Source organism: Mucilaginibacter sp. PAMB04274 (assembly GCF_039634385.2).
Classification (GTDB): domain Bacteria; phylum Bacteroidota; class Bacteroidia; order Sphingobacteriales; family Sphingobacteriaceae; genus Mucilaginibacter.
In genome coordinates this window covers 34,497-58,906 of sequence record NZ_CP155082.2, presented here as the reverse complement: position 1 = coordinate 58,906, position 24,410 = coordinate 34,497, and the positions used below count along the sequence as shown (strand labels likewise).

Annotated in this window: 28 protein-coding genes; all 28 read right to left on the bottom strand. The window is 39.6% G+C overall.

Annotated features, from left to right (window positions below; all coding sequences use genetic code 11):
* Nucleotides 1-35: 35 nt before the first annotated feature.
* The 28 genes from ABDD95_RS24050 to ABDD95_RS23915 all read right to left on the bottom strand — a co-directional run bounded on the left by ABDD95_RS24050 (nucleotide 36) and on the right by ABDD95_RS23915 (nucleotide 24,392).
* Complete coding sequence (locus tag ABDD95_RS24050; RefSeq protein ID WP_345952154.1) at nucleotides 36-734, bottom strand: hypothetical protein; 699 nt, start codon at nucleotides 732-734, stop codon at nucleotides 36-38.
* A complete protein-coding gene (locus ABDD95_RS24045) occupies nucleotides 694-1,638 on the bottom strand; it encodes a DUF4099 domain-containing protein (RefSeq protein WP_345952153.1) in 945 nt (314 codons plus the stop codon). Before ABDD95_RS24045 ends, ABDD95_RS24050 begins: the two co-directional genes overlap by 41 nt.
* Nucleotides 1,639-1,655: 17 nt before the next feature.
* Nucleotides 1,656-2,891, bottom strand: a complete 1,236-nt coding sequence (locus ABDD95_RS24040; protein WP_345952152.1) for a zincin-like metallopeptidase domain-containing protein — start codon at nucleotides 2,889-2,891, stop codon at nucleotides 1,656-1,658.
* Complete coding sequence (locus ABDD95_RS24035; protein ID WP_345952151.1) at nucleotides 2,881-3,057, bottom strand: hypothetical protein; 177 nt, start codon at nucleotides 3,055-3,057, stop codon at nucleotides 2,881-2,883. Before ABDD95_RS24035 ends, ABDD95_RS24040 begins: the two co-directional genes overlap by 11 nt.
* Complete coding sequence (locus ABDD95_RS24030; RefSeq protein ID WP_345952150.1) at nucleotides 3,047-3,703, bottom strand: M23 family metallopeptidase; 657 nt, start codon at nucleotides 3,701-3,703, stop codon at nucleotides 3,047-3,049. Before ABDD95_RS24030 ends, ABDD95_RS24035 begins: the two co-directional genes overlap by 11 nt.
* A gap of 245 nt (nucleotides 3,704-3,948) precedes the next feature.
* Nucleotides 3,949-5,925, bottom strand: a complete 1,977-nt coding sequence (locus ABDD95_RS24025) for a type IV secretion system DNA-binding domain-containing protein (RefSeq protein WP_345952149.1) — start codon at nucleotides 5,923-5,925, stop codon at nucleotides 3,949-3,951.
* 75 nt (nucleotides 5,926-6,000) lie between these two features.
* Nucleotides 6,001-6,339, bottom strand: a complete 339-nt coding sequence (locus tag ABDD95_RS24020) for a hypothetical protein (protein ID WP_345952148.1) — start codon at nucleotides 6,337-6,339, stop codon at nucleotides 6,001-6,003.
* Nucleotides 6,340-6,349: 10 nt separating this feature from the next.
* The gene (locus ABDD95_RS24015) at nucleotides 6,350-6,820 is read right to left on the bottom strand and encodes a hypothetical protein (RefSeq protein WP_345952147.1); all 471 of its coding nucleotides are present in this window, start codon (nucleotides 6,818-6,820) and stop codon (nucleotides 6,350-6,352) included.
* Entirely contained in the window at nucleotides 6,820-7,668 is an 849-nt protein-coding gene (gene traN / locus ABDD95_RS24010; RefSeq protein WP_345952146.1) for a conjugative transposon protein TraN, read from the bottom strand. The genes ABDD95_RS24015 and traN overlap by 1 nt, the downstream gene beginning before the upstream one ends.
* Before the next feature lie 11 nt (nucleotides 7,669-7,679).
* The gene (gene traM / locus ABDD95_RS24005; RefSeq protein WP_345952145.1) at nucleotides 7,680-8,930 is read right to left on the bottom strand and encodes a conjugative transposon protein TraM; all 1,251 of its coding nucleotides are present in this window, start codon (nucleotides 8,928-8,930) and stop codon (nucleotides 7,680-7,682) included.
* On the bottom strand, nucleotides 8,927-9,373 hold the full coding sequence (locus ABDD95_RS24000) for a hypothetical protein (protein ID WP_345952144.1): 447 nt from the start codon (nucleotides 9,371-9,373) through the stop codon (nucleotides 8,927-8,929). Before ABDD95_RS24000 ends, traM begins: the two co-directional genes overlap by 4 nt.
* The gene (gene traK / locus ABDD95_RS23995) at nucleotides 9,351-9,965 is read right to left on the bottom strand and encodes a conjugative transposon protein TraK (protein WP_345952143.1); all 615 of its coding nucleotides are present in this window, start codon (nucleotides 9,963-9,965) and stop codon (nucleotides 9,351-9,353) included. Before traK ends, ABDD95_RS24000 begins: the two co-directional genes overlap by 23 nt.
* Nucleotides 9,966-10,033: 68 nt before the next feature.
* Nucleotides 10,034-11,200, bottom strand: coding sequence for a plasmid transfer protein (locus ABDD95_RS23990; RefSeq protein ID WP_345952142.1), 1,167 nt, complete (start codon nucleotides 11,198-11,200; stop codon nucleotides 10,034-10,036).
* Complete coding sequence (locus tag ABDD95_RS23985) at nucleotides 11,197-11,988, bottom strand: hypothetical protein (RefSeq protein ID WP_345952141.1); 792 nt, start codon at nucleotides 11,986-11,988, stop codon at nucleotides 11,197-11,199. The genes ABDD95_RS23990 and ABDD95_RS23985 overlap by 4 nt, the downstream gene beginning before the upstream one ends.
* Before the next feature lie 3 nt (nucleotides 11,989-11,991).
* Nucleotides 11,992-12,657, bottom strand: a complete 666-nt coding sequence (locus ABDD95_RS23980; RefSeq protein ID WP_345952140.1) for a hypothetical protein — start codon at nucleotides 12,655-12,657, stop codon at nucleotides 11,992-11,994.
* Complete coding sequence (locus ABDD95_RS23975; RefSeq protein WP_345952139.1) at nucleotides 12,654-13,304, bottom strand: hypothetical protein; 651 nt, start codon at nucleotides 13,302-13,304, stop codon at nucleotides 12,654-12,656. The genes ABDD95_RS23980 and ABDD95_RS23975 overlap by 4 nt, the downstream gene beginning before the upstream one ends.
* 5 nt (nucleotides 13,305-13,309) lie before the next feature.
* Nucleotides 13,310-13,978, bottom strand: a complete 669-nt coding sequence (locus ABDD95_RS23970) for a hypothetical protein (RefSeq protein WP_345952138.1) — start codon at nucleotides 13,976-13,978, stop codon at nucleotides 13,310-13,312.
* Between the two features lie 19 nt (nucleotides 13,979-13,997).
* Nucleotides 13,998-16,832: a TraG family conjugative transposon ATPase gene (locus tag ABDD95_RS23965; protein ID WP_345952137.1), complete on the bottom strand. Its 2,835-nt coding sequence runs from the start codon at nucleotides 16,830-16,832 to the stop codon at nucleotides 13,998-14,000.
* Entirely contained in the window at nucleotides 16,816-17,115 is a 300-nt protein-coding gene (locus tag ABDD95_RS23960) for a plasmid transfer protein (protein WP_345952136.1), read from the bottom strand. The genes ABDD95_RS23965 and ABDD95_RS23960 overlap by 17 nt, the downstream gene beginning before the upstream one ends.
* A complete protein-coding gene (locus ABDD95_RS23955) occupies nucleotides 17,115-17,423 on the bottom strand; it encodes a DUF4134 domain-containing protein (RefSeq protein ID WP_345952205.1) in 309 nt (102 codons plus the stop codon). The genes ABDD95_RS23960 and ABDD95_RS23955 overlap by 1 nt, the downstream gene beginning before the upstream one ends.
* Before the next feature lie 245 nt (nucleotides 17,424-17,668).
* Entirely contained in the window at nucleotides 17,669-17,992 is a 324-nt protein-coding gene (locus ABDD95_RS23950) for a DUF4134 family protein (RefSeq protein WP_090504196.1), read from the bottom strand.
* A 1-nt stretch (nucleotide 17,993) separates the two neighbouring features.
* Nucleotides 17,994-18,374 carry a hypothetical protein gene (locus tag ABDD95_RS23945; protein WP_345952135.1) on the bottom strand — a complete coding sequence of 127 codons (381 nt, stop codon included), beginning with the start codon at nucleotides 18,372-18,374 and terminating at the stop codon, nucleotides 17,994-17,996.
* Nucleotides 18,375-18,376: 2 nt separating this feature from the next.
* On the bottom strand, nucleotides 18,377-18,802 hold the full coding sequence (locus ABDD95_RS23940; RefSeq protein WP_345952134.1) for a hypothetical protein: 426 nt from the start codon (nucleotides 18,800-18,802) through the stop codon (nucleotides 18,377-18,379).
* A complete protein-coding gene (locus tag ABDD95_RS23935; protein ID WP_090504188.1) occupies nucleotides 18,784-19,434 on the bottom strand; it encodes a ParA family protein in 651 nt (216 codons plus the stop codon). Before ABDD95_RS23935 ends, ABDD95_RS23940 begins: the two co-directional genes overlap by 19 nt.
* An 11-nt stretch (nucleotides 19,435-19,445) precedes the next feature.
* A complete protein-coding gene (locus ABDD95_RS23930) occupies nucleotides 19,446-21,215 on the bottom strand; it encodes a relaxase/mobilization nuclease domain-containing protein (protein ID WP_345952133.1) in 1,770 nt (589 codons plus the stop codon).
* A gap of 64 nt (nucleotides 21,216-21,279) precedes the next feature.
* Nucleotides 21,280-21,678 carry a plasmid mobilization relaxosome protein MobC gene (gene mobC, locus ABDD95_RS23925; RefSeq protein ID WP_345952132.1) on the bottom strand — a complete coding sequence of 133 codons (399 nt, stop codon included), beginning with the start codon at nucleotides 21,676-21,678 and terminating at the stop codon, nucleotides 21,280-21,282.
* A gap of 1,185 nt (nucleotides 21,679-22,863) precedes the next feature.
* On the bottom strand, nucleotides 22,864-23,808 hold the full coding sequence (locus ABDD95_RS23920) for a helix-turn-helix transcriptional regulator (RefSeq protein WP_345952131.1): 945 nt from the start codon (nucleotides 23,806-23,808) through the stop codon (nucleotides 22,864-22,866).
* Nucleotides 23,805-24,392: a GNAT family N-acetyltransferase gene (locus ABDD95_RS23915; RefSeq protein ID WP_345952130.1), complete on the bottom strand. Its 588-nt coding sequence runs from the start codon at nucleotides 24,390-24,392 to the stop codon at nucleotides 23,805-23,807. The genes ABDD95_RS23920 and ABDD95_RS23915 overlap by 4 nt, the downstream gene beginning before the upstream one ends.
* Nucleotides 24,393-24,410: the final 18 nt, after the last annotated feature.

Genomic DNA, 24,410 nt, shown 5'->3' with positions numbered 1-24,410 from the left:
TGAGATATTTATATATTGATATAAGAAATGTCGTTCTAAAAGCCTTTCTTTTGGGCTAAGTAGCCCAAAAACGACAAATGGTTTTTGTCGTTCGGCTTATGTGTTTTAATATTGCTTCTCTTACCAAACTGCCTGTGAAACGAAAAGTAAGAGAATTGGCTCCGGCCAATAATCACTGATTTGGGCGATTCATTTTCTGTTACGGCAGTAACAGTTACAATGTCATCCGCAAGGGTAAAAGAGCAATCTTTGTTTGTGAGCCAAAGCGAAGCTTTGCAGTCATAAACTTTACCGATTAAATCATTGGAAAAAACCGTATGAAATTTGCATTCTCTAAACTGCTTTCTAAGCAGGTAGATTTGTTGTTTTGAGGGGCGAACGCCTAAAGCGACGAACAGGCAACGGCCAAAACCGTTAAACTTTGAACTATTCAGATGGGCAAAAGCGATTGCCTCCATTGCTGAAAAAAACAAAAAAACGTTAGTTGGTTTATGTTGATCTCCGGCATACCAAAGGCCGTTTGTACAGGCAAGCTTTACGGTCTTAAAGCCAAACAGCTCACTATCTTTAAGATCATCATTAGCATAGTAATTAAAAACCAACCTTCCGGCATGGTCAAAATGCAGCGAGTTAACAAAAAGGCGCTGGACCGCAAGTCCAACGCCTAAAACTGAAAGTAAAGGAATAAACGTGTTATCTGCCTCGTCCTCGTGAATTTTCGATATCGTGTTCATCTTCTCCTACTGGGTTATTTTTACCATGATCGGGGTCGTTAACGTTCTTCTCGTTCTTTACATCGTCTGCATCTTTGATTTTTAAAGTGTCTAATTGTGCAGGTGACATTGCCGATGCATTACTAAATTCATGCTTAACCACATTGATCTCATTCGCTATGGATTTATCATTAGGAAACTTTTGCTGTTTGCGCTCTAACTGTTTTTCGACCTCCTTTAAGGCGGTTAGATATCCTTTTGAATAAGATTGTTCTTCGGCTGACTGTTTGCCCATCAAACGGTTTATTCCGGTAAACAATAGATAGCTTAAACCACCGTCTATTAGCAGTGATAAAACTAAGGCACTTCGATTTGAGCGTAGGCCGTTTTTATCAGCCGTTCTATACTGAACTTCTGTACCGTCCGAAAGGGTAATAACTTCTCCCTCCCGTAATTTGCGTTTCTTTTCAGGCGATAGGGTTTCGTCGTTGATGGCAACAGGAATTTTTATCTTCCTCGGGTCATAGCTTAAAAACTGGTTTGTCAAATTGTCAAACTCTATTATTTCAGAGGCTGCATTACCTTCCTTATCGATCACCTCTTTTTTTATATTGGCAACCTCACCGCTAACAAGCTGCTCATGCTCCTTTTCGGATAAAAGGAGGTGTTTCTGTACGTCCTTGTAAACAGGGTCTATCCTTAGCTTATTCTCGCCGTTCTGATCTACTACAGATAAACGGGCTGCCATTGCTTCAATTTCAAACCCATCATTACCCTTTACATTTTTGAGTTCTACAAGGTCGGTCATATTCCCACGCTTTAAAGCGTTAATATTTTCCCTGTCCATTGTGATTGAGCCTTCTTTATACAGACCTACATTTTCAAGGTCTTTTAAAGGCAACTGGTTATTTAATTGTTCGTTCATGTTACTAAGTTTTTTAATTAGATTTTTCTTTTGAAACTGTTATCCTCCTGGGCAACCAATTCCTTTGCGGTCGGCATACTATAATCGGATTCCTTTACTTTGTTTTCAATCGTATCCAATATCGAAATGGTATTTCTATTGGCTCTTTTGGCTTCAACCAAGGAATTGAAAAGACCGTCATTTACGGTAAGCTGCACCTTATGATTATTGGATAAATCTTGTATGAGGAAATTCCTTTTATCAGCTTCCAATACTTCGTATTTGGTGCCGTTGTATTTGATAACGTCCCCTGTTTGTAGCGTGTTCGGATTGTATTCGGGTGCTTTGGTGGCTTCCTGCTTTTGCTCGATTTTCTTTTCAAAGGCCATTACATAATCAAATATGCGCTGTGCATCTGCTGCTGCTGAATGAATTTCATAAGGGGTATCGGTTAAGACCTTTATCCAACTATCCACATAGGCAATATGTTGTTTGGGGTCGTGGCCGATCTTAAGTTCGTTACCTAAGATCATCGAAGCTATTTCAGCACGTAATTCCTCTCGGGCATAGTCCGGAGTGCCGAACTTGTTTACCAGTTCACGATCAAGACGGCTATGATGCCCTGTCCAATGGCCTAACTCATGAAGCAGGGTCGAGTAGTAACGGTCGGCTGTTTCAAACTGGGGGCGCTCCGGCATGTTTATTTTGTCAAATAGTGGAGTATAAAAAGCCCGGTCACCTGCAACGTGTTCTATTTTTGCACCGGAAGCTTTTACTATACTTTCTGCCCTTGCAACCTTTCCCCATAGTTCATTGTCTTTTATCTCCCGAACTGGCAAAGGTGGGATTCCTTTAATTTGTTCGGCATTAAACACCCAGGCTTTGGTAACAATGGGGCTATTCAATTCTACCTTGATCTTTACAGGCTTACCGTCCGTACCGATAACTGGCCGTTTGTTTTCATCCAGTTTAGTTCGTAAGTCATGGGTTTTCACGAAGTTTATCATAAATCCCTTAGCGCCTTTCTGTACCTGCCAACCTTCACTTTCAGCTTGTTTGAAAGTTGCCCAACGTGGGTCTTGGTAAGGGCTGAATAAATGGAGATATAAAGCATTTAAGCCCTTGTATGGATTGCTTGTAACAGCGTTATAAGGCATGCTATAATCGGTTCCTGCGCTATTCCAAGGCTTCTGCCAAGGTGCAATACCCTCCTTTAATTGCTCGATGATCTTCTCGGCAACTAACTCATACATCTTTTTCGTTTCAGTTGCCATCGTTCGTCTCCTTTCCCTCGTCGTCCAAATCTTCATCAGGTAGCACGTCTGCAACATCTACCCCGTACAATTCCGCTTCGGCTTTGTTAAGCTCTACACTTGCGCCCTCGGCCACAAGCTGTAATTTGTTTTGCAGTGAAATTTCTGTTTTGGTCTTAATTGACATAATCACTTGTTTTAGTTAAAAATTCGGTTAGTTGATCTTTGCGGTTGACGCTTAAAATCTCCCTTAGAAATGGAAGGGGATTGATGCTTTGGCCTTTATACTTTACTATAAAATGTAAATGTTCCCCAGTAACACGGCCTGTTCTCCCGCTACGGCCTATTATAGTTCCGGCCTTTACCAAATCTCCGGCTTTGACAAATCGTACCGCTAAATGGCCGTATGTGGTTTCATAAAATCCATGATTTACTACAACATAGTTGCCGATGATATTATCATAATTGGATACTACAACAGTTCCATGAAGCACCGAATAGATATCTGCCTGACGTGCGGAAAGGTCTATTCCGTTATGAAATTTGAGATTTCCCAGTATAGGATGAATGCGGTACCCAAATCCAGAAGTGAGTTTAATATTTGCCAAAGGCAAACAGGACAATTCAAGGGGTTCACGTTCGGGCAAGTAATTAGAAGTGTAAACGGTGTCTTTTATGATTTTCAGTTTAACAACTGTGTCCTTGACAATACTTTTCTTTTTAACTGCTACGGTGTTAACTTCCTCTACGCTTATAATTGAATTGAAGTCTTGGGCGTAACTATTTACGGCAAAAAGAAAAAAGATGATAAAGGAAATTTTAAAGTGTTTCATAAGCTTTACTATCAAAAAGGTAAATGATCAACCGGGCGACCAATGAATTATACTATCAAATTTGATGTGCCAGGTTCTCTGCAGAGAACCAAACTGCTATCATTAACTTTCTTCCGGAAGATCTCCTGGAATTAGAAATGCTATCAAAATCAGCTGAGGATCTTAGTGCCGGCAGAAAAATTTGCTATCATTTAACTTCGGGTGCTGCCCTGATCTGCGGATGCTCCGGCTTAGGTATGATAGCATTAATTTGAATAATATTGAATGATGTTTTCTACATCCTTGCGGATTTTAAGGAAGTTGCTGTTTAAGATTTTTGCTTTGTTGCCCTTAAAGTCATAGAAGTTTGGTAACTCCCGATAGCCTTTTTCCTCCCGCTGTATATCTGCTAAATTAAGATTGACTTTACAGTGAACGTTAGATGTGGTGTACTTGCCTGTATAATCATTGTTTACATCCGTTGCAATCAAGCCGACTAACTCACCTGTACCTAACTGGGCTATCTTCCCGGCAGGGATAAGAGGGTCGTATTTTTCATTCAGGGATACCGATGTTTTAGAACGGTCAATGCTTAAGCCCTCGCCAATTTGTTTTTTCTTTCCAAAAAGGCGTTCTAACCAATCCAATGTTTCTTTGTTCCGAACCGAACCGGATATAACATTGCCGATTACTGCGGTTATCGTTGTAGCGGTGTCTTTGCCCTGTAGCTGCTTCAACTGGGGTAACTCCTGCAAGCCTAACAACACGGCTACTTTATTACTCCGTGCTGTTGATATCAGGTTTTCAATTTTATGAATAAATAGGGTAGGTGCTTCATCCGCTATAATGGCCGTAGGCAAATTACCCTTGGTATTGATCAGCCTTGTTAGGCGGTTGACCACTACAGAATAACATGTTGAATTGATATTTTGAGTTGCAGGGCTATTTGCCAAAATCAATATGGATGGGTGTTTGGGGTCGCTGATCTTTAAATTAAAATCATCTGCTGAAAACACCCAGGCGGTTTCCTCGGTGTTTAACCTTGAAATAAAAATCTTTAAAGTTCCTATCTGACCTTCCAACTGATCGTATGCCTTTTTCTGTAAGGCCGAAGCAAAAGGAGATAGCAAACTTTCAAGTACGGGATAGGTATTCAGACAGGTAAATATTTCTTCATAAGTCCTGTTTAAAAATGCCAACAAGTGGGCAAATGTCGAGTACTTGCCGTTGTCATGCCTTGAAACGAAATATATACAGGATGCTAAAAAGTTTACTGCGGACTGGGTAAAGAACTTTTCGCTTCCCCCGCTGCTATCGCTTTTCTGTAGGCTCTCTACAATGGCTTCTGCGGTTTCGGATGCATCAGCAAGTGTTTCTATATAATCTGCCCGTAATGGGTTTATCCGTCGGCTCTTTTCAACTTTATCCAAATTGATAACGTTAAACTGGTAATCCTTAATCTTATTGTTCTGCTTGGCTAATAGGTAGTGGTAATAAGCGATTTGGCCCAGGTCGGGAAATTTAAAGTCATACAGGCACATCGTATAACCCTTGGCTATCATTTGCCGGATAAAGGGGTTAACTACACCAAATGACTTTCCCGAACCAGGTGTGCCTATCAGGATGGTTCCCCGAAACGGGTTTACTACATTTATAAAGCCATTATGAACTTTCTTTTTGTAATAGAACTGCATCGGTATATTAACTGAATAGGGGGTAATGTCCTCCTTAACCGATTGCATGAAGCTTTCACCCTCAATATTCCATTCATCTTTACCAAATCCACTGTGTATGATTTTTGAAATATTATCCATTGAGGTATGAATAAGAACCGCCCCAACCAATGAAGTAACGATAAATCCGATATTGTACCATGAGGTATAAGGGAAGGCATCTTTTCCTTGCTGATTCAAAAACCATATACTGCCAAAGAATAGCAACAAGCCGATTACTAAAGGGTAGACAATATGTTTCTTCGGGTCTAATTCAAGCTTCTTTTTGCTTAAGGTGCCGATAGAAACTAAGCAGATGATTACCAAGGTGGTAAACTTGCTATAAAAGATGTTTTTATAGATCGCCAAGTGCGACAGCTTTTCGAAAATATGGGCTAAACCATTACCGAACTTTCCTGAAACAAACATTCTGTCTGCGTAGACAAATATTATGATCTCAAAGAAAATTAACAGATACACTACAAATTGCAGCATCCCATGCAGCTTTTGTAATTCCTTTTTTTCTTCCATTTTAAATAAAAGTTAGGGTAAAAAAAAAGATGGCAATTGCTTACCATCTTTCTTCATGATTCGGCTATTCAGCCTTTAAGCAAATACGTTATAATAAACGACCTTGCAGATTTCATACAGCATAAGCGTCCATGAAAAAGCTGCGACAATAACAATAGAGGCTATGATCTTATTTTTTTTTGACCAACTTTCTAACCTGGTCTTTTTGGTAATCATCGAACGGATAATGACAGTAAACAAGGTGCATTCGACCATTAATAGCCCAAAAGCAATTGCAAATACGATTACGCCAGTTCTGTTAACCGTAATGTACGGTTCAACTATCAGGGATAAAATAACAAGGAAGATACCCATTGCGATTAAACCAAGATGTGGCGACCTGATTATTGGGGGTTGTTTTATGATGTGTTCCATATCAATAGATTTAGTTAATTGGTATCCTGATACCAGCTTCAATCCCTATGCGCCATTTGTCGGCTTTATCACCCCAAAACAACACCTGATTACGGTTGATGATAAGAAGATCAAAACCCTTTCCGATGCTTCGGGCGTATTCCAACCCAAGCTGTGGTGCTGCAACGAACCTTCGGGTTGTAGAGCCTATTCCTGCACCTAACCTGAACCGCAAAGCGGTATTACCGCTTCGGAACATAACAGGCTTAAGGACAAATCCACCCATGATGGTTTTAAGGTCATGGTTTTTATAGTTTTGATAGTATTCGGCGTAGATTTCATTTTGGTTAAAATACCTCGTACTCACATCAAAGCTTAATGTTCCGGTGAAAGCGTTTTTTGCAACCCAACCACCCCTTAAGCTGAAAAATTTGGTTCCGTTCTGCGCCCTAACATTTATGGCTGCCATAAATATAAAGGCAAATAAAAGTGCCTTTTTCATTATAGGGTATCTGCGTTAAGTACATCGGAATAATCAAGCTGTAGTGTTATAACTCGGCCCGATATCTGTTTTTCAGTAAGTTCTATGGCTAACACCTTATTATCGGGAAAAGTGAACTTCTTAAAGGCAAAAACGTTCCTATACGTCTTTTTAAATGAAGCTTTATCATAAAGCTGATAAACTGGTTTGACTTCAATAGACTGTACGTTTGTGGCCTTTGTAATCCGCTTATCATCGATTTTAAAGCGGAACTCGTCAACGTCATATTTAAGATTGGTATTATTTGAGTAGGTCACATCAATAAATACATAATCATCAACCGTGTACACATTATTGACCTGTGCATCCATTCCATAAGCTGACGAGCGGATGGCGTGGGTCTTGGTTCCTTTCTTTAATGTCTGTAAAGCATAATTATGAAGATCGTTTTGTGACATTGGGATATTGCCAACGTTTAAAGGATTTGTATTTTTAGGCAGGATTTCAATTTGCGTTTGAACACTTTCTTCATTTTCAGTATACCAAACATCATACTGGGCGATAAACTTCTCACCAACAACAGTAACTATGCCCAGGCTTCGGTTTACGAAACCGTATTGCTTTGCGCTATCGGGAATGAACTTGATTCTTAGAACATTCTTAACTGGCAGATCACCCAACATACTTTTTGTGGAGATATCAGCATATTGGATAGGCTCTGGTGATACAAAGTGTAGTGATACATCCTGTGTTATGTAAATCTTCTCGAGCTTACTTTTCTGTAATGTACCGTCTTTAATTTTTTCCTGCGAATAGCCATTGAATGCTAAAAGGAAAACCATTGATAATAATATAAGTATCTTTTTCATGGGTCTATGCTTTAGTAGTTTTGTTGTTGTTCTTTTAATTCGTCCGGGTCAATGAGGTACACAAAAGTGCTGTACTTTAACTTTGCCTTATTTTGCCTGATAAGTTTGGATATGGCCGTAGAAGTTGAGGTAAAGAGTTTAGATAAGGCGCTCATGTAAAGCTGATTTGCGCTCGAAGGGTCTTGCTGCATCTGAACACTTGAACCCAAATCGCTTACCTCCTTTGTAAAGGCTCTAAAAGCAGATGCAGGAACAAACAGCCCTTGCATACCATCCAGATCGTACAACTCTAACTTTACTGGCAGTATCTTATCATCCGTCATAACAGACGTTACGGTCAACTTTACCCGTTGTTGGTCAAATCCTGATATCAGGGCATAGATATATGTGCCTCTTTTAATTAGGTGCTTCCCCGCTTTAATATCTTCTAACAAGCGGATGCGAACCCTTGAACCTGCGTACCCTGTGACCGTTTGATCTATAATAGCTTTAATAAAATCGTTCTTCTTAGCCACCTGAACAGTATTAAAAGCATCATTCATGTTTGAAGCTTTCTCTACATCCAGCTTCGGTAGTTTGGCTACTTGGTTATCAACCTTATTTAATAATGATTCTTTTTCTTTTTGGGCTTTATAATCGGGGTCGTTCGCTTTACCTACGCTGTCGATAAGCTTCATTTGATCGCGAAACAAGGCCATTGGGTCTTCGTATTTTTCCTTTGGATTCTGTCCGCTCTGTTGCGACCTGCCGGAATTACCTGTTCCTTTCAAGTTGGATAGGGCATTTGCTAACTCCTGATCTTCTCGGCTTAAGCTGTTGGTGCTTCCCCTGTTTTCATAAGCTGACATACTTCTTGGAATGGCATTTCGGCCAGAGCCTGAATAGCTGCTGCCTTTGGCGTTGGGAGACTTTCCAAACCGGGCTTTATATGCTGCATCGATACTATCCAAAACATATTTCTCACGGTCGTTATATTGCCCCTCCAATACTCCTGATGCTGTGGGGTCTTCTTCCAAAGCGCCTACTGCGGTATAACCGTCACCTGCTTTGTACTGGTCTTTAAAAGCATCAAGCTTGTTCCCCAGTTCCCGTTTTTTAATATCCTCGGAAACGCTTGCTACGTTCGATTGTAATTCAGGCTTATTCTCGACCGTCTTTTCTTCATCCTTACTAAATGATTTGTAAGCATAAAAAAACAGGAAAAGGAAGGGAAGTATTATAATTGGTATAACATACTTCGGTTTTTTAAAATCTATTTTCATGGCTTCTTTTGATTACGTGGTTTATTACTCTGTTCCAATTGCAGAATAGCCTTTTCTAAAAAAAGCGTATCTGCATGAGTTAATTTAGGCTTTGCTAAAACTGCCTCAACCTGTTTTCGTAGGGTATTTAAATCCGATATTTTTGTGCCCAGGTCAATGATCTGTCCCACACCGTCTGTAACCTCATTGCCAACATGGGTAGTACCCTTGAAGAAATCAGGCATCTTTTCTTTCTGCCGTTGATCGGGCGTTAAAACTAAAAAGCAGACAATGCCCGAAATAATGATCAGGGCAACCATACCGATAAAAATTTGCTTAGGGTATGCACTTAAAAACCTATTCCGGCTATTGGTTGCCTGGTCAAAGTACATTCCAAACTCTTTGCGTATCTCCTTTGCAACTGTTGCATCAGGGTCAACTTTAGAACTGATTCTTTTGAACATTGCTTAAGTCTTTATTTTCAAGTGTTTTCCAATTGGTTATTAAAACTCCGTGCGAATTATTATCGCTCCTTGGTATATCCTTAAGGTTGCCCGTAGTGATCAGTGAGCGTGTCACCGTCGAGCTGCGCCTATCAATGATCTGCTTTCCGTAGTAGATAAAGCGTTTATTAACCATATCAAGCTGAATGCTGTCGGTTTGCAGTGTTAACACGGAACTTGAAGAAAGGATAGAGTTGAAAAAGCCTTTTTCCTTTAAGTTATTATACTGTAAGGCTCCGCTTTCATCAACCAAATACATAGCCCGTTTCATTTGGTATTCTATATACTTGTCATCAGGGGTTAACGAAAAAAAGATAGAATGGAAAAGGTCAATGTGCGCCCGATATTCTGCGGGTCTGTTAAGCTGCATATTGGTCTGCTTTGCTAAGATGGGTACATTATTATCGAGGATATAAATGTTTTCCCGTGCGCTGCTTACCTGTTTATATGCAGATACAGAAACTATCACCACTATAATAATAGATGTGATAAAGCTTCCTAATGCGATAAATAAGGCTAACCTTATTTTATTCTCTATATTTTTAATTAGCATGGTAAATACGGTTTAATTAAAAAGGGCTTGAAAAAATCCAAGCCCTCCATATTGTGATTAAGAAAAAGTTATTTTTTGAAAACGGCTGCTGATGCCATTCTTCCAACCTGTGAGCCTGTACGGGCTGCTGTTGATGCTGCCGAAGAAATACCAGAAGTTGAGATTATCCAGGTGCTTATACTTGGTACTGTAGTAATAGCGATAGCGCCTACAAAAAAGGCAACAATTACAAGTCCAAAACTCAACACTCCGTTTCCTGCCAACCATGCCATTTTCTCCATAGCGTCCCCACTACCATTGACTAAAGATTTGTATTTTTCAATCTCAACGCTCATGGCGTATTTTTGAAGCATTCCAACAACGTAAAGGATTAAATAAGCAACTCCAACGTATAAGTTTACAGAAACAAACCGTGCTACCCATGTGCTAAAAGCATCCCTATATGCAGGAAGTACGCTCACCGCCACCGAAAACGGCCCAAGTATGACTAAGATGGTTGAATAGATAATTTGAAGCATGAAAACAACATAAACGCAAATTCTTAATATCCATAAGGAAATCAGTTCCAAAGCTTGCGTGAGCAGTAATTGCAAACTGGTTTGCATTCTGATTTTCATTTCTACAATGGGGTTATAAATATTATCTGCAAAGAACCCCTTTACACTTTCAACGATCTGTTTTCCTACACCCTGATTGGTTTCTTTGGCCTCGTCTGCCGCTATTTCGGTCTTGGCCTGAAAAGTCATTAGTTGATCTGCAACCTGTATCATTAGTGCAGCCCGTTCAAACCTCATATTATTTATTTCGTCCTGCTGTTCACCAAACATGGCCTCGGCCTTGGCAGCGACAAGATCGGTAGGATAGGCAAGTACCCTGCAAAAAACGCCCCACCACATAATGACCATCATTAAACCAAACGGCCTTAACAGCGGCATCACCTCCAATTGCTTATCACCGGACATCATTTCATAAGATTTAATGGAGAAAAACATCAGCATGAAAATGCAGGCCAAACCCTGCGCATCGTAAATGAATGCAGCAAAGTTGCCAAAGGCGTAATCTCTCATGCCTTCAAAAAACTTCATTACTGGGCGGTCGTAAACTCCGTTGCCCTGCAAAAAGCTAACTGCATCTTTATATTGGTCGTTTCCGACTGGCGTTTGTGCGTTTACACTCAAACTGGTGAACATTATCCCGACTATCAGGATAAGTAGTGCTACTAATTTCTTATTCATGGTTTAAGTGTTTTTCGGTTTTTTAAAATATCATTCATGATCTCGTCCTCGCTCTTGGTGGTGCCATTGAAATAGGTACTACCTTTTTCATTTTTATTCTTCATCTTCTCTTTATAGGCAAGCATCATTTCAGACATTGCTAATTTGTATTTCCAGTTCTCGGCTAACTTTCGATGCTCTAACATGATACGATGGTATAATAAAATGCGCTGACCTCTATCGATATCAACTCGTTTCGCATTTTCGAACCGTTCTCGTAAGCTGTTCATTTCGGTGAGATACCAGTTATAAGCACCACTTTCCGCCATATACAAAACCACGTTGGCAGGTACATTTTTAAAGGCATTAGCCTCAATGTTATCCAGTGGGGCAAGCTCTTTTTTATAATAAAGGTTGTAGAGGGGGTCTGTAGAGGAAACTGTGCCGGAATAATTATAAAACTCTGCAAGTGCGGTATTTCTTAAAGTATCTGCCTCCTTCTTATAATAGTTGGAAGATACCTGCATAGCTGCTGCCAAGGCAAGGCGTTGTGTTTGTTCGCCACCCGCCCGAAGTGGCCGTATATCAGGCCCGTTTTTATAACCTGGCTGCAATAACCAAGTTAAGGCGTAAGCAGCATAGGAGCCGGGGTTGTACCATTTAAATTCAGGAATAAACTTGTCTTTATCCCATTGTTTATATACCATCCTTTCCTGTTGGTAGATGATGGCCTTGTCGTTAATTATCTTTTGCGAAAAGCAGGAAAAGCCCATACCTGTAAGTATGAGTATTAGAAAAGTCGTTTTCATAATTCATCGTTTTATCATTTGGCGTTTACGTAAGATATCATCCATGATAGCAAGGTCTTTATCAATGTATTGGCGATATGGGTTTAGGCTCTTTATTACCCCCCGTGTTTTCGCCCAGTACATATTTTGCCGGATTCCATAGATTAATGCATTCATGATTCGTAGTTCATCAAGAACCTTTCTTATAAGTTCGTCCCGAACATTGTAATTCATCAGGACGTTTTCTTTTTGCTGTAGTACTACAGATGAAACTTCCGTTAATATTTTGATACCCCTATATTTTAGTTGTTGGGTTGATTCCTCGGCAAACAACATCAGTTCAGGATTGCCTTTTGCTAATTCGATGGCCTCACCGCTATATCTGTAAATATCATCTATCAGATAAGCCATTTGCTTTACCTGAATGGCATCTTTTAATGCTTCGTTGACTTCGGTTAAAGACCGATGTATCATAGTTTGCACTAAGGAAACACTGGTAAGGTTAACGGCAATATCATCTGTATTTCTCCGGATTTGTTCAAGTGAGGCGTGATAGGCAAATTCCCCTGCAAGTCTTGTGGCAGCATTTGAGTTAACTATATTTAAGTGCCCTGGGTCAAACACCACTCTTTGAGCATAGCCGACTTTTATTATAAAAAGAAAAGCTATAAGTATAAATAGGCGCTTCATTGCTTTAGGATTTTAACGTTGTTCATTATATCGTCAACTACCCCCATTTCTCGGTTGATATAGTCTGAAAAGGGGTCTGTCCCCCGGCTTTTGATAACGGCTGCCTGTAAGGTTCTTGCAACCCCGCCCGATAAATAGGAAATGGCTTTTAATTCGTCTATGATGTGCTGAAAGATTATCCTTCGGTCACTGACTTTCATTTGGTTGAGATCACCAACGGTTGCGCATAAGCCGATTAGATAGTTAACAAGGGAATTTGCCCGTTTAACAAAGATCACTTCGCTGTCAAGCGCAACGGGCAATAACACGGGGTCGCTCTGCGCATAGGTTACAATTACCTGTTGCTGTTTGATGATCTCCCGGACTAAAGGGGTGGCACTAATGCCAATATTTGCAGCATCAAATACGATGCTCATTTTTGCGAAACGCTCTTGCAGGGTGCGGTACTTGGTTTTAACCTGCTTCATTAATCCCCTGTTGCTTTCTTCAATGGCAGTAGAATTTCTTTGTTCGGTTTTAGCGTCTATCTGCTTTTTGTTCTCTGATTTACTATCATTTACCAATTGGTGCAATAACGGAACGTTGACCTGAGCGTTAGCCTGTAAGATCATAAACCCTACAAGCAGGGTGAATATTAATTTTTTCATAAGCATTACTTTAAATACTTGCGTTTACGAAGGATATCATTCATGATCTGTTCATCCATATTTATATATCCTTGGAATGGATTAAGCGACCTTAAAACACCTCGCATTTGAGCATAATACATTGCCCTATACATGCCGTAAGTCAATGAGCGAAGGATTAACATTTCAGTCATTACCTTATGAATTAGCTTGGCTCGTTCTCCGGCATCCATTAGGTTTCCTTCACCGCCCTTTAAAGCGAACTGGCTAACTTCTAAAGCTAATTTTGTGGCTCTTGTATAGAAATAGTTGGCCTGATCTTGGGCGAAAACTAAAAGGACTGGGTTTTTTGCTGCAACGGCCATGCCTTTATTAATATCATCCGTCATACCAATGGTTATTCTTGATATTTCCTGCACATCTGCGAGATTCGTTAGAATGGAAGAAACTTGCGAAAGCCCCCTGTAGATCTTCGCTTGCATATCATTGACAATGCCTAATTGTCCAGTTACGGCTAACTGCCCTCTCTCCACCAGGGTTAGTTTTTCCTTGGTGACGTTTAACTGGGAATTGATCACGCTTGCGTGTGCAGCTTGTGCAGCGGAAGTAACAGGGTCGATGTACAAAGATTGGGCGTTGGCCTTTTGCATAAACATAATGCCTAAGCCAAACAACAATAAAAATCGTGTTTTCATAAGTAATGATTTGGGATGATTAACTAACTAACTGTAGTATTTCGGCCTTGCCTTCTTCGTAGATTGGCCTACGCATACTGTTGACCTTATTGAAAAACTGGGGAAGTTTTAATCCTGATCGTTTAAGGTCTTTCACAAAATTGTCTATACCTGCCCTGTAGCTGCCGTAAAAGTTGCTATAGCATTCAACTGCGGTTTTCTCCGGCTTCTCGGTGGTATATATTAAATATTGCTCGAGAGCAACCTCAACACCGTAAACCTCGCCTGTGGCTCCCCTTCTGATATAAACCTCTTTAAATCGGCCTCTATTTTCGTGGTTGTCCAACTGGTTAATGGTAAGGATTTTCTTGCGCTCATGGGCGTTGATCGCTAACAGCTTGGCTATTTCATCAAAATTGTCTTTAAACTTCGACTGATCTAACAGCATGGTGGTATCGGAATTATTAATAATACTGTCTTTTACTACCGCATTACCTATGATATCGCCCAACTCCTGCGTAACCACTATTGCTTCGCCCCAAAACTTTCTAACTGTTTTGTACAGGTAAAGGATGTATCCGGCCATAAGTGGTGAAGCAATGGCCTTCCATGCTTCTTCAATGATTAGTGCCTTACGCTGTTCAGTACGGAAACGCATTTTTTGGATGAAAACATCCATAATAATCAGCGTTACGATTGGAAATAATGTTTTATGCTCCTTGATACTATCTATTTCAAATACCACAAAGGATTCAGTGAACATTGAATTATCGGCTTCCTCGTTTAAGATCGCTTGGAACTCGCCACCTTTATAAAACTTTTTCAGAACAAAACGAAATTCGTCAATATCGAAGGGTATGCGTTCCTGCTCTTTTATCTCGGGAATTTTATACAAAGCAAATTCATAAAAAGAGTTGAAATTAAGTTCAACAACATTCTTCCTTTTAAATTCCTCCTTGTTTTTTATTCTCGCTTCTGTCAATTTGGTGATGTACAGATCATCGGCCTGTGCATCTTTAAGCCATTCAATCGTTCCTTGTAATTGCTCATCATAAAGCCTTTGATATTGCTGTTCATAATACGTAAGCTTTTCGTCTGAACTTCCTTCAAAGCTATTAGTGAGTGCTTGGGCTTCCGCTAACAAACCGTCCAGGTCTAATGATTTCTTTGCTTCTTCGGTATAGTCCAACTGGGCTGCCTCGGCTTCCGCTTCCTTTAAAATTTCCCTTTCTTCTTCCTCGGTAATATCGACGAAAAGGGGCTTCCCAAAAAAGTTGCTATAGTATGATGAAATCGCCTGGGAAATAACGTCACTTTCTACCTGATTGACCGTGCCATCGGCACCCTTCCACAATAAGCTAATGAGCGTTTTTAAAAAATCCTTTTTCTCAATATTGTACTCACTTTCACTGATCGCAAAAGGGTTCATGGTAATGGGCTTTTCTTCCGAATAAGTAATGTACTTACCGCCATAATACGAGCATAGCCCTGAATAAGAGTGCCCCGTATCCACAATTACAACATCCATCAACCATTTAGGCTTATCCGATTTATTGTACATGCAATATTGTTCGATCAGGGCATTCATAAAAAAGGACTTTCCCGAACCACTGGGGCCAAGAACAAACTTGTTCCGGTTATTAATCCTATTGGTCTGCATTGGCAAATCTGCGGGGTCAATTGCTACAGGTATGCCCTGTCTATCAGTAAAGCGAATTTGAAAGCCACTCACTTCATCTTTACTTAGGGCTTCTTTAAAAAAAAAACAAAGGGCTGCATCTGCGGTGGTCAAAAACAAATCATAGTCCGCTAACTCGACCGTGTTGCAGGGCATAGCCGTTCTGAAAAGTTCCATTTGGTTGTAGGCATTTTTATTAGGTATAATGCTCTGTTGGAACAAAGAACTTTCTATGTAATTGCAGGTTTGCTGAATAGTCTCTAAAGGTGCACAAACCAAAATATTGAAGTGACAATAAACAAGCATTTGGTTCTCCCTGGCTACATCTACCAGTAAATTATCAATATCCTCAACGCACATCAAATTTGCAGGGTCGGGTATACCTGAATGCCTTTTTCTTTTTAACTCCAACTTACGCTGTGTCATGTTTTGGGCAGGTATATCTATGATCTGGTTGTAAATTATGGTTTGGTATAATGGTACGTTATATAAAAAGCCCATTGTATCAATGGGGAAACCTTTAAGGGTGTCTTTATCGTTCCGCTCGATGTGGGTGGAAACTTTCTCCGGCAGATCAATAGTATCAATATTAACAAGCGGAATACTGCGAACCGCTTTATCGCCCATTTGTATTTCTACATCTGTAGCACGCATATTATTGAGCGAAACGTTATTAGTACTAAAATTCATACTAAGTATGCGCTTCACGTAAAGGTCAATTTCATTTCGGGTTAGAATTTTGGGTGACAAGCTATTTCTTTTTAGCAGGTCTTCTAACTTGCCGATGTTTTGCTCAAAATCGATATAGTTCTTTTTGTTATAGCTATAAAAAGAACCTCGTTTTCCTTTTCGGGTAACTACCAAATAAGTAGTGAGGTCGGTATATTCTCTACCGTTGAAATGCTCGTCATACTTCTGCTGTAAGTATTCGGTGCTATCTGCTTTATTATAAATCTTCTTTGTTAAAACATCCTGCTTTTGGATTACGTACCCCTCGCCTAAAATCTTAGTGATGTTTACATACAATTGGTGCGAACCATCATAGGCGCTCGGGTCTGCTGAATATTGCAGTACTGGATTATTAATTTGTATCACTACGCCATAATCCCCTTTTAAATTATAAATGGTTGGGTATTTCCCACTTTCGTCAATCCCGAAATACGGTAGATTGAACTCTGTTTTACGTTTTTGTGCCATGTCTTAATTTTCTAAAATCAGTACCAAACCTGAATATGCCTGTATGCCTTGTTTTGAAGTGCAATCCTTTTTTCTGCTGTTGAGCCGTGAAAACCAGGCCACCTACAAAGCCACCTACACAAATGAGCCCTCCTAATGCCATGCTTGTTAAACTGCCGACAACTCCACCTGCAACTAAGCTTATGACAAGGGATGCTATGCCCCATCCGATGAATTTTCCTTGAAAACCACGATAAATAAGGGGCTTTTGAAGCCCCCTATAAATGTTGAATTGCTTTGCCATTATACACCAAAGAAAGCTTTGATAATAACGCCTACCAGTACTAAGAAAAGGCAAGAACCGCCCCATCCCATGATTTCTTTGTTGATATCTTGATCTCCGCTGTTCCATTTGATGTAAACACGAACACCACCGATAATACCAACAACCGCCCCGATTGCAAGGCATAATGTAGCAACTGGGTCAACGTACTGGCGTAAAGAAGTGTTGGCTGCATTGATACCAGTGATACCATCTTGCGCCATTGATTGACTTGCAGATACTGCGATTAAAGTTGCAACTGCGAACGCTTTTTTGAATTTGCTTGACATTTTCATAACAGATAAAAATTAATGGATAAAAAAATTTGATTAAAAAACTATTGATTAAAAATTGCTGATTGGGAAGTTTACTGATAGGTTTTACTATCAGTTGGTTTAACCTGGTTCGCTGCAGAGAAGTGAAATGCTATCAAAAGCAGCTGAGGATCTTCGAACCGGTTTAAAAAAATGCTATCATTTCACTGGTGGCGCTTCCCTGATCTGCGGATGCTCCGACCTAACTATGATAGCAAATATTACACTCCATACATGGCACCGATAATTACTGCGATTAGTTGAAGAAATATAAAAGCCCCTAACCAACCCATTACCTGCGCATCAATATGATGCTTGCCTGATTGCCAATTGTTATAAATTCTTAGCCCACCAACCAAACCGAAAATAGCGCCCAGTATAGATGCAGTATAGGTCAAAGCATGGTATTGATTTTTGACCATTCGTGTTGCATCCCCAAATTCCTGAATGCCGGGTGCTTGTCCGAAGGATGGCGAAATAAGGCAATAAAAAAGGGCTGTCAATGTAGCAGCCCTGATATAATGTATCTTCTTGTAGTTTTTCATATTAAAAGACGATTGAACGTTTATAATCTATCGTGTTGCTTTGCGCAAGTTTTATAACCTCTGACATTTGGGTAATGCCACCTGTTGAGGTATTGATGTTATGAGATATTATATTAAGTTCCTCGGTGTCCTCGTCCTCCCGTTCCCAAACCGCATTTTGGCTATCTTCTTCATATTCGTCAAGAACGGTCACCGGAACCACCGCCCTTTCTTCTTCATGCTCTACAGGCGTGGTTTGGACTTCCTCACTAAATGTTAAAACATCCCCTCCGCTTGTTGCAGCACTTACGTTTTTGCTTTTCAAACTATCCATGATGATGTTGAATAAATAGTAAACCACATAGGCAACTATCAGCACTATTGTAAATTTTGACCAACTCATAATTATATCTCTTTAAGTGAATTTTTAAGTGAATTTTTCATTAGCGTTTTGATATCAGGATTCGTTTCAAAGAAACGTTCTACCAAAAAATTGACGAACTGAACAACGTTGATTTTCAAAGCTGGTTGAAGCATATTCAAGACAGGCATGTGCTTGTCGTCAAACCTGATCAACATTTTTGTTTGCCCTGATACCTTTACAGAAGTGATCTGCTGTATGAGTTCTGCTAAATCCTGTCCATCAGTCAAAATAACTGGTGGCGGTTTAACGCTTATCGGTGGTGCAATGGTCGATGCCTCACCGTCGAACGGTTTTACAGTTTGGGGTTCTGGTTGTATGGTTGCGGCTTCCGTTCCTCCATTCAAAATTACCTGCTCCCTCTCTTTACGAACACGTTCGGTAATTGCCTTTATACTTTCTCTTTCCATGACCCAGTATATTTATGTATGAACTCGTTGAATATTAAATCGAATACCGGGGAAACTGCCTGTATGATACTGGGCGGTGTCTCAAAGGTGGTTATCCTTTGAAAGTCTATCCTTTCAGGAAGTGGCCGTGTGACCGCCCCAAAATTTAAAAGCACCTTGTTGACGCTCTCGAGCGTTTCGTACTTAACATTCGTTTTGATGCGGTTGGGTACAAAAACAATGTTTGCCTTTTCATTCAGTGTACGTACCACTTCTGAAAAGTCGATGGTCGCACCTACCGAAAATTCATCATAAGCGAAAGGGCAGATAATTAAATCAATACCCTTAAATATGGGTATAAGGCTATCGTTTTCGATGTTGCCCGCTACATCCAATATTGTAATCAGTCCTTCCTTTTCTCTGACTATTTCATTAATGGTACTGAACTGTTCCATCTCGGCAGCTTCTACTTCATATAGAGGCTTATTCTCCAATACCTGGGCAGCTTGGACTTTATTATAAATAGACCGTTGGTTGTCCATATCAAATATAACAACCTCTTTATTCTGTACTAATGAAAGGTAGTTTGCGAATAAAACGGCAAGGGTAGATTTACCAACACCCCCCTTTTGATTTGCGAATAGTATAATCATATGCTTGTGATTTATCTTGTGTTTACTCGTGATTTTCTAACCCTGCGCCTGTTCCTTCCGTTGATCTGTTCATCATCGATATCATCGGCAATGCTTAGTTCAAAATTCTGGATAGCATCCAATAACGCTGTTTCCTCGTGACTGCTCATGACTGGTTGAGAAACGGAACCTTCGGAAGTATTGCCTTGATAGGAGTTTGAGTTTGACCGCTCGTCCGGTTCTGAAATCTCCCAGTCGTTGCGCTTGACTACCTTATCTTCATAATGGGTGGTATTACTCTGGGCATCTTTAACGGGAACTTGTATTTGCACCTCATTAAATCCTTTATAATTAAGCTGAACTATATCGCCAACTTGATACCCTGATTCGGCCACCGCTCTTTCAAGGTCGATACCCCAAACCATTTTTAAGGTTCCATCGGGTTTCAATAGTTCAATGAAGTAGCTTGGCTTACCTTCTTTATCAAACTGGTAATTAGCTGCACCATGATTTTTAAGTATGCCCTTAAGTGAATAGGCTTTGCTGTTGTCGGTGTTGAGTATGACCTCTTTTTCTTTTTGCGGTAATTCCAGACCTGAACGCCGTGCCATTAAAGCGTAATCAGAAGGGCTTAACACCCGTTTTGCATCAATCATAATATTGCTGCTTTTGTCCAACACGAATAAGCCCTTAGTATCTGTAAGCAGTTCAATCTTGTGACGGCTTAAGCCCTCACTTACTGAATTGAACTCGTGCAGGGCCGACTTAAGAACTACATTTATTAGTGCCAGTTTTTCTTTGGAAATGGTAGCAAATGAAACCCTGCCCAACCGCTCACCAAATATTTTTGCTGACGCTTCCTTTTCCTTAAATCCGTCAACGGTAAGTTGTATTGGCGCTGTATGCTGAATTTTTCGACCTTTAAAGGTGCTGTTATCAATAAACTCTTTAATGGGCATGATTTCACCGCCTTTGTAAATGGCTTTATGTGAATGGTCTATAATGCTATAGCCGTAGGGCGGTAATCCTTTTTTTCCGTGGTAGACTATATCCACCCCGAATTTTTCTTTTAGCACCTTTGCTAAATCGGAAGTGTAGCCAATAGGCTTTTTTACATCGTTATATTTTGATGGTTCATAAACCACCCTTACCGAAGGGTCGGTACGGCCATTGTATTTGTTGATGATGCTTTTTAATTGAAGTATCCTGCTGTTATCTTTTTTACTATCAGCAATCAGGGCATTCACCTTATCCATAGGAATTACCTGCTGAACATCGTCGTACTTGCGCAAGGTCATATCCTTATCGTTGTAAGAAACGGAATAACCTTGTTGCTCGAAAAGAAGCTTAAACTGCGCAACGGTCGAAATACTATAATCGAAAGAATTTTTGACCTGTTGTATGGTTGAATAACCGATATCGTTGTTAACGATCTTTTGAATAGCTGACATTGCTCGCTTATGCTCAAATGAGTCGTTAATCTTTTTACCCTCTGAATTTATTCGGCTGCTTACAATATGAACATGGTTATTGGCCGTATCGTTATGAAAAACTACCATATAGGGATTATCACCATACCCCATTTCTTTCATGAAGGCATCGGCCATATCGGTTAACTGGTGTTTATTGTATTCCCTCCCCTCTCCTGATAATATCAGATGCAACTGTTTATTCTGGACTACAGAGTTAGTGTTTGAATGGGCACGGAGAAAATTTTTATATTCTTCCGGCATGACGTTCGGAATGTTTTGCAGGTAGCCGAAATTTTCTGTTTTCATCAGCTCCCCTTTGTCCTTCTCCATCTTGTTTGTGTTGTAGCTAACACCATTAAAGGAACTGTTGCTATTGAGTATTTTTACTACCATACTAATTCTTCATTACCCTATACATCTGCCTCAATACTTTATATAACTCCCTTTCTTGTACCAGGTGCAGACCCAATAGGTCGTTATACTGTGAAACTATTTCAGGTGGCAACTGGTGGTTTTTGATAATGGTGTTTGCATGTTTTGCCAACTGATTTATATTGCTCCCCACCTTCCCCATTTCAGCGCCCACCTTGGCAAGCTGAACAAGTACATCTTTGGTTATTATGAAATCCTGATTTTCTAAGACCCTCTTTATAAAAAGATCTGTTCGGTTTAACCCGATCTGATCTTCTAATTCCATTAGCTTTTTATGCTGTTCTTCGGTCAACCTTAAGTGTGCTTGCTTAATTTTTTGACCTTCATTTTTGGGTGGCCTTCCACCTTTGTTTTTGCTCATAGGTATGTGGTTGGTTTAGAAAAATGAGTTGCGAATTTTTCCCTAGCCCCTATTTTTAAAATTTATGAGGTACGAATGAATTTTAAGAATGGGCAAGAACGTGTTGTGTAGGGTAAATCCAGAAGGGTTTACGATACACAAAAACACATCTTGCAGTTGGAAAAACAACATTCCGATATGGCATTGAAAACGCCTGATTTGCAAGTGCCACATATGTCGATATGCGAATATTCAACTATGCCGTTGCAAGAAATGCTAATGTGATCACTACCCTGTATAAAAGATATACAACCATTTCTATAGGCAGATAGCCGTATATGCGGCTATTGGGATATTTGTTTATGCAGATATTTAGATATCTATATATATAGATATTCTGATATACAGCTATCTAGATACATGTCTATTCAGCTATTTGATTTCTGTAATTTAAAAGTGATTGGTTGGCCGTAGGTTAATCGGCAAAAAGAAAAGCAAGGAAATTAATCCCGTTGTACAGGCAGTGGTTTCGACACCAACAGTTAACTAATTAACTCTGCCTGTATATGCGTTCGGGAATACTCACGTCGGTATCTACATACCTGCCAAAACTGGCTGCCTATGGTTCGTCAAAAACAGTCTTATAATTCATTACTCGATGAATAAAGAGTGAGTGTAACTGCTCATAATTTTTGGCTCTGCACCAAAAATGCTTCTTCCCCCAATGTCAAAGACCTATTAACCGATCTGAATAGTTATCTAATCAGCTATTCGGATATACAAATATACGGTTTCGCTATATTTTACAAACTATTTTTTATATTTTGCTATATTTTAGGCGCAACCATTTGTAAACCAAATAATTAATTTTATCTGTTACAACTTTTAATATCTATTCAAGAAAAAAATAGTTTAAGGCTTTGACCTTTTTTTTGATGCCTTTCGGTAGGCAATGACAGCTAAAATCGCATAGTAGACTATAACTGTCACAACTGGTACATAAGGCTTCATTTTGTTTCTTTAAAATAGATTGAAACAAATATGGCGGTTATACGGACGGATGTAAATACGCTAAAACTACTATTTAGAGGCTAAAAATGACGTATTTTTATACTACGTCATTATACGTATACACTCGTAAATGACTGGATTTTAGGAATATAGAAATATACGTATAATTGCCTATGCAACTATACGTATATTCGGCTATCTGAATAGTTGGTCTTTTCCTTTTAAAATATTTAAAAGCTCAACTTTATTCTTAACTCCTGTTTTAAGGAACATTTTTTGAACGTGGGTGGTAACTGTTCGCTCTTGAATAAATAAACGATCGGCAATTTCTTTATACTTCAAGCCATCAGATATCAAAGCTGCTACCTCAATTTCTCTTGGGCTTAATTTGTAGGCTTCGCAATTTTCCAAAAATACATCTTGCTTCACCTCGCTATCTTCGACGGTTAAAATTAACGCCTGTAAACGGTGATTTTCCTCTCGGCTCTGTTCTATCGTTTGCCAAATAAACAGCCCTGTTATTACAAGGAAACCGCCATTCATGACCAAAACTTCTGGCAATTGACTTACTCTGAAAAATGACAGAATAGGCATTGATACCCAGGGCGCAATAGCAATCAAACTTAAAAGCATTTCTTTGCCAATTTTTTTATCCTCGCCCTGTTTTAACTTGATGGATCGGTACATAGCTGTTACGCAAATGACAGCATAAATGCATGGAATAATTACCCCATGCTTTACCGCTCTGTCAATATTTCCTTGTATCAGATATTCAATGCCAAAGAATATAAGAAATGGCGTTAACAGAAATAATAAAACCCCGTACCTTGCATGAAACCTCAACCTTTCTAAGTCGTAAGCTTTATAAAAATAATAAGGCATAAAACAGGCAAGAGCGACACCACTTCCCCAGGCAAGTATATTTTGGGCAGTTAGAGAAATTCGTTTCAAAGCCGGGTCTGGAAACACCCCCCCACATATATTATAAATGATAAAAAGAATTAATAAAATGATATAGTAGAGGCGTTTCTTTTCGAATGGTCTTTGTAAGTAAAATAGGAACTGATACAAGAGCATAATTACTTCAAAAATCACAAAGATAAATGTCACAATGTGCATGTCCGTGTTAAATACTTTCATATAGTAGGTGCTTCTATACCCCTCCTAAGCATGAATAGTTTATATCCAAAATCTAACTCCTGGTAGATAGAAAAACCAAATTTTTGATACCAAGGTATATTCTTAATGGTTGATGTTTCTAAGTAGATCGGCTTCTGCTGCTTTTGGCTATCTTGTATGATCTCTTTTAATAGCTGGCTTCCTACTCCATTATTTTGATCAGCATTAAAAACCCCTAAAAACCATAAATAATATATTGGTTCATTTGGGTAATTGCTTTTAATGGCGCTCTCCCGGCTCATGGCCTTACCTGCTCTTGTCAATCCGATAGCATTTAGAAGTAGCTGCACATCCAATAAGGTTGATTTAATGGAGAACTTTTTTTGATCAGGATATAATACAAGTGCGCAACCTTTCTTATCATCTGACAGGTACACGGCACCAAACATATAGCAAATTTCAAAAGAGTAGTCCATCAGGGCACGGATGCGCTCCTTCCTTTTACTATCCTGTTTTACAATGTAGTTCACGCTTTGGTTATCCTCGAAAGAATTAGTAAGGATTTCGATTACATGTGATTTTTGATTTTTATCGGCTTTAATCATAGGGCAATGAGCTTTTTA

Coding starts and splice junctions, on each gene's coding strand:
- ABDD95_RS24050 (WP_345952154.1), bottom strand. CDS start 734: ATGAACACGATATCGAAAATTCACGAGGACGAGGCAGATAACACGTTT.
- ABDD95_RS24045 (WP_345952153.1), bottom strand. CDS start 1,638: ATGAACGAACAATTAAATAACCAGTTGCCTTTAAAAGACCTTGAAAAT.
- ABDD95_RS24040 (WP_345952152.1), bottom strand. CDS start 2,891: ATGGCAACTGAAACGAAAAAGATGTATGAGTTAGTTGCCGAGAAGATC.
- ABDD95_RS24035 (WP_345952151.1), bottom strand. CDS start 3,057: ATGTCAATTAAGACCAAAACAGAAATTTCACTGCAAAACAAATTACAG.
- ABDD95_RS24030 (WP_345952150.1), bottom strand. CDS start 3,703: ATGAAACACTTTAAAATTTCCTTTATCATCTTTTTTCTTTTTGCCGTA.
- ABDD95_RS24025 (WP_345952149.1), bottom strand. CDS start 5,925: ATGGAAGAAAAAAAGGAATTACAAAAGCTGCATGGGATGCTGCAATTT.
- ABDD95_RS24020 (WP_345952148.1), bottom strand. CDS start 6,339: ATGGAACACATCATAAAACAACCCCCAATAATCAGGTCGCCACATCTT.
- ABDD95_RS24015 (WP_345952147.1), bottom strand. CDS start 6,820: ATGAAAAAGGCACTTTTATTTGCCTTTATATTTATGGCAGCCATAAAT.
- traN (WP_345952146.1), bottom strand. CDS start 7,668: ATGAAAAAGATACTTATATTATTATCAATGGTTTTCCTTTTAGCATTC.
- traM (WP_345952145.1), bottom strand. CDS start 8,930: ATGAAAATAGATTTTAAAAAACCGAAGTATGTTATACCAATTATAATA.
- ABDD95_RS24000 (WP_345952144.1), bottom strand. CDS start 9,373: ATGTTCAAAAGAATCAGTTCTAAAGTTGACCCTGATGCAACAGTTGCA.
- traK (WP_345952143.1), bottom strand. CDS start 9,965: ATGCTAATTAAAAATATAGAGAATAAAATAAGGTTAGCCTTATTTATC.
- ABDD95_RS23990 (WP_345952142.1), bottom strand. CDS start 11,200: ATGAATAAGAAATTAGTAGCACTACTTATCCTGATAGTCGGGATAATG.
- ABDD95_RS23985 (WP_345952141.1), bottom strand. CDS start 11,988: ATGAAAACGACTTTTCTAATACTCATACTTACAGGTATGGGCTTTTCC.
- ABDD95_RS23980 (WP_345952140.1), bottom strand. CDS start 12,657: ATGAAGCGCCTATTTATACTTATAGCTTTTCTTTTTATAATAAAAGTC.
- ABDD95_RS23975 (WP_345952139.1), bottom strand. CDS start 13,304: ATGAAAAAATTAATATTCACCCTGCTTGTAGGGTTTATGATCTTACAG.
- ABDD95_RS23970 (WP_345952138.1), bottom strand. CDS start 13,978: ATGAAAACACGATTTTTATTGTTGTTTGGCTTAGGCATTATGTTTATG.
- ABDD95_RS23965 (WP_345952137.1), bottom strand. CDS start 16,832: ATGGCACAAAAACGTAAAACAGAGTTCAATCTACCGTATTTCGGGATT.
- ABDD95_RS23960 (WP_345952136.1), bottom strand. CDS start 17,115: ATGGCAAAGCAATTCAACATTTATAGGGGGCTTCAAAAGCCCCTTATT.
- ABDD95_RS23955 (WP_345952205.1), bottom strand. CDS start 17,423: ATGTCAAGCAAATTCAAAAAAGCGTTCGCAGTTGCAACTTTAATCGCA.
- ABDD95_RS23950 (WP_090504196.1), bottom strand. CDS start 17,992: ATGAAAAACTACAAGAAGATACATTATATCAGGGCTGCTACATTGACA.
- ABDD95_RS23945 (WP_345952135.1), bottom strand. CDS start 18,374: ATGAGTTGGTCAAAATTTACAATAGTGCTGATAGTTGCCTATGTGGTT.
- ABDD95_RS23940 (WP_345952134.1), bottom strand. CDS start 18,802: ATGGAAAGAGAAAGTATAAAGGCAATTACCGAACGTGTTCGTAAAGAG.
- ABDD95_RS23935 (WP_090504188.1), bottom strand. CDS start 19,434: ATGATTATACTATTCGCAAATCAAAAGGGGGGTGTTGGTAAATCTACC.
- ABDD95_RS23930 (WP_345952133.1), bottom strand. CDS start 21,215: ATGGAGAAGGACAAAGGGGAGCTGATGAAAACAGAAAATTTCGGCTAC.
- mobC (WP_345952132.1), bottom strand. CDS start 21,678: ATGAGCAAAAACAAAGGTGGAAGGCCACCCAAAAATGAAGGTCAAAAA.
- ABDD95_RS23920 (WP_345952131.1), bottom strand. CDS start 23,808: ATGAAAGTATTTAACACGGACATGCACATTGTGACATTTATCTTTGTG.
- ABDD95_RS23915 (WP_345952130.1), bottom strand. CDS start 24,392: ATGATTAAAGCCGATAAAAATCAAAAATCACATGTAATCGAAATCCTT.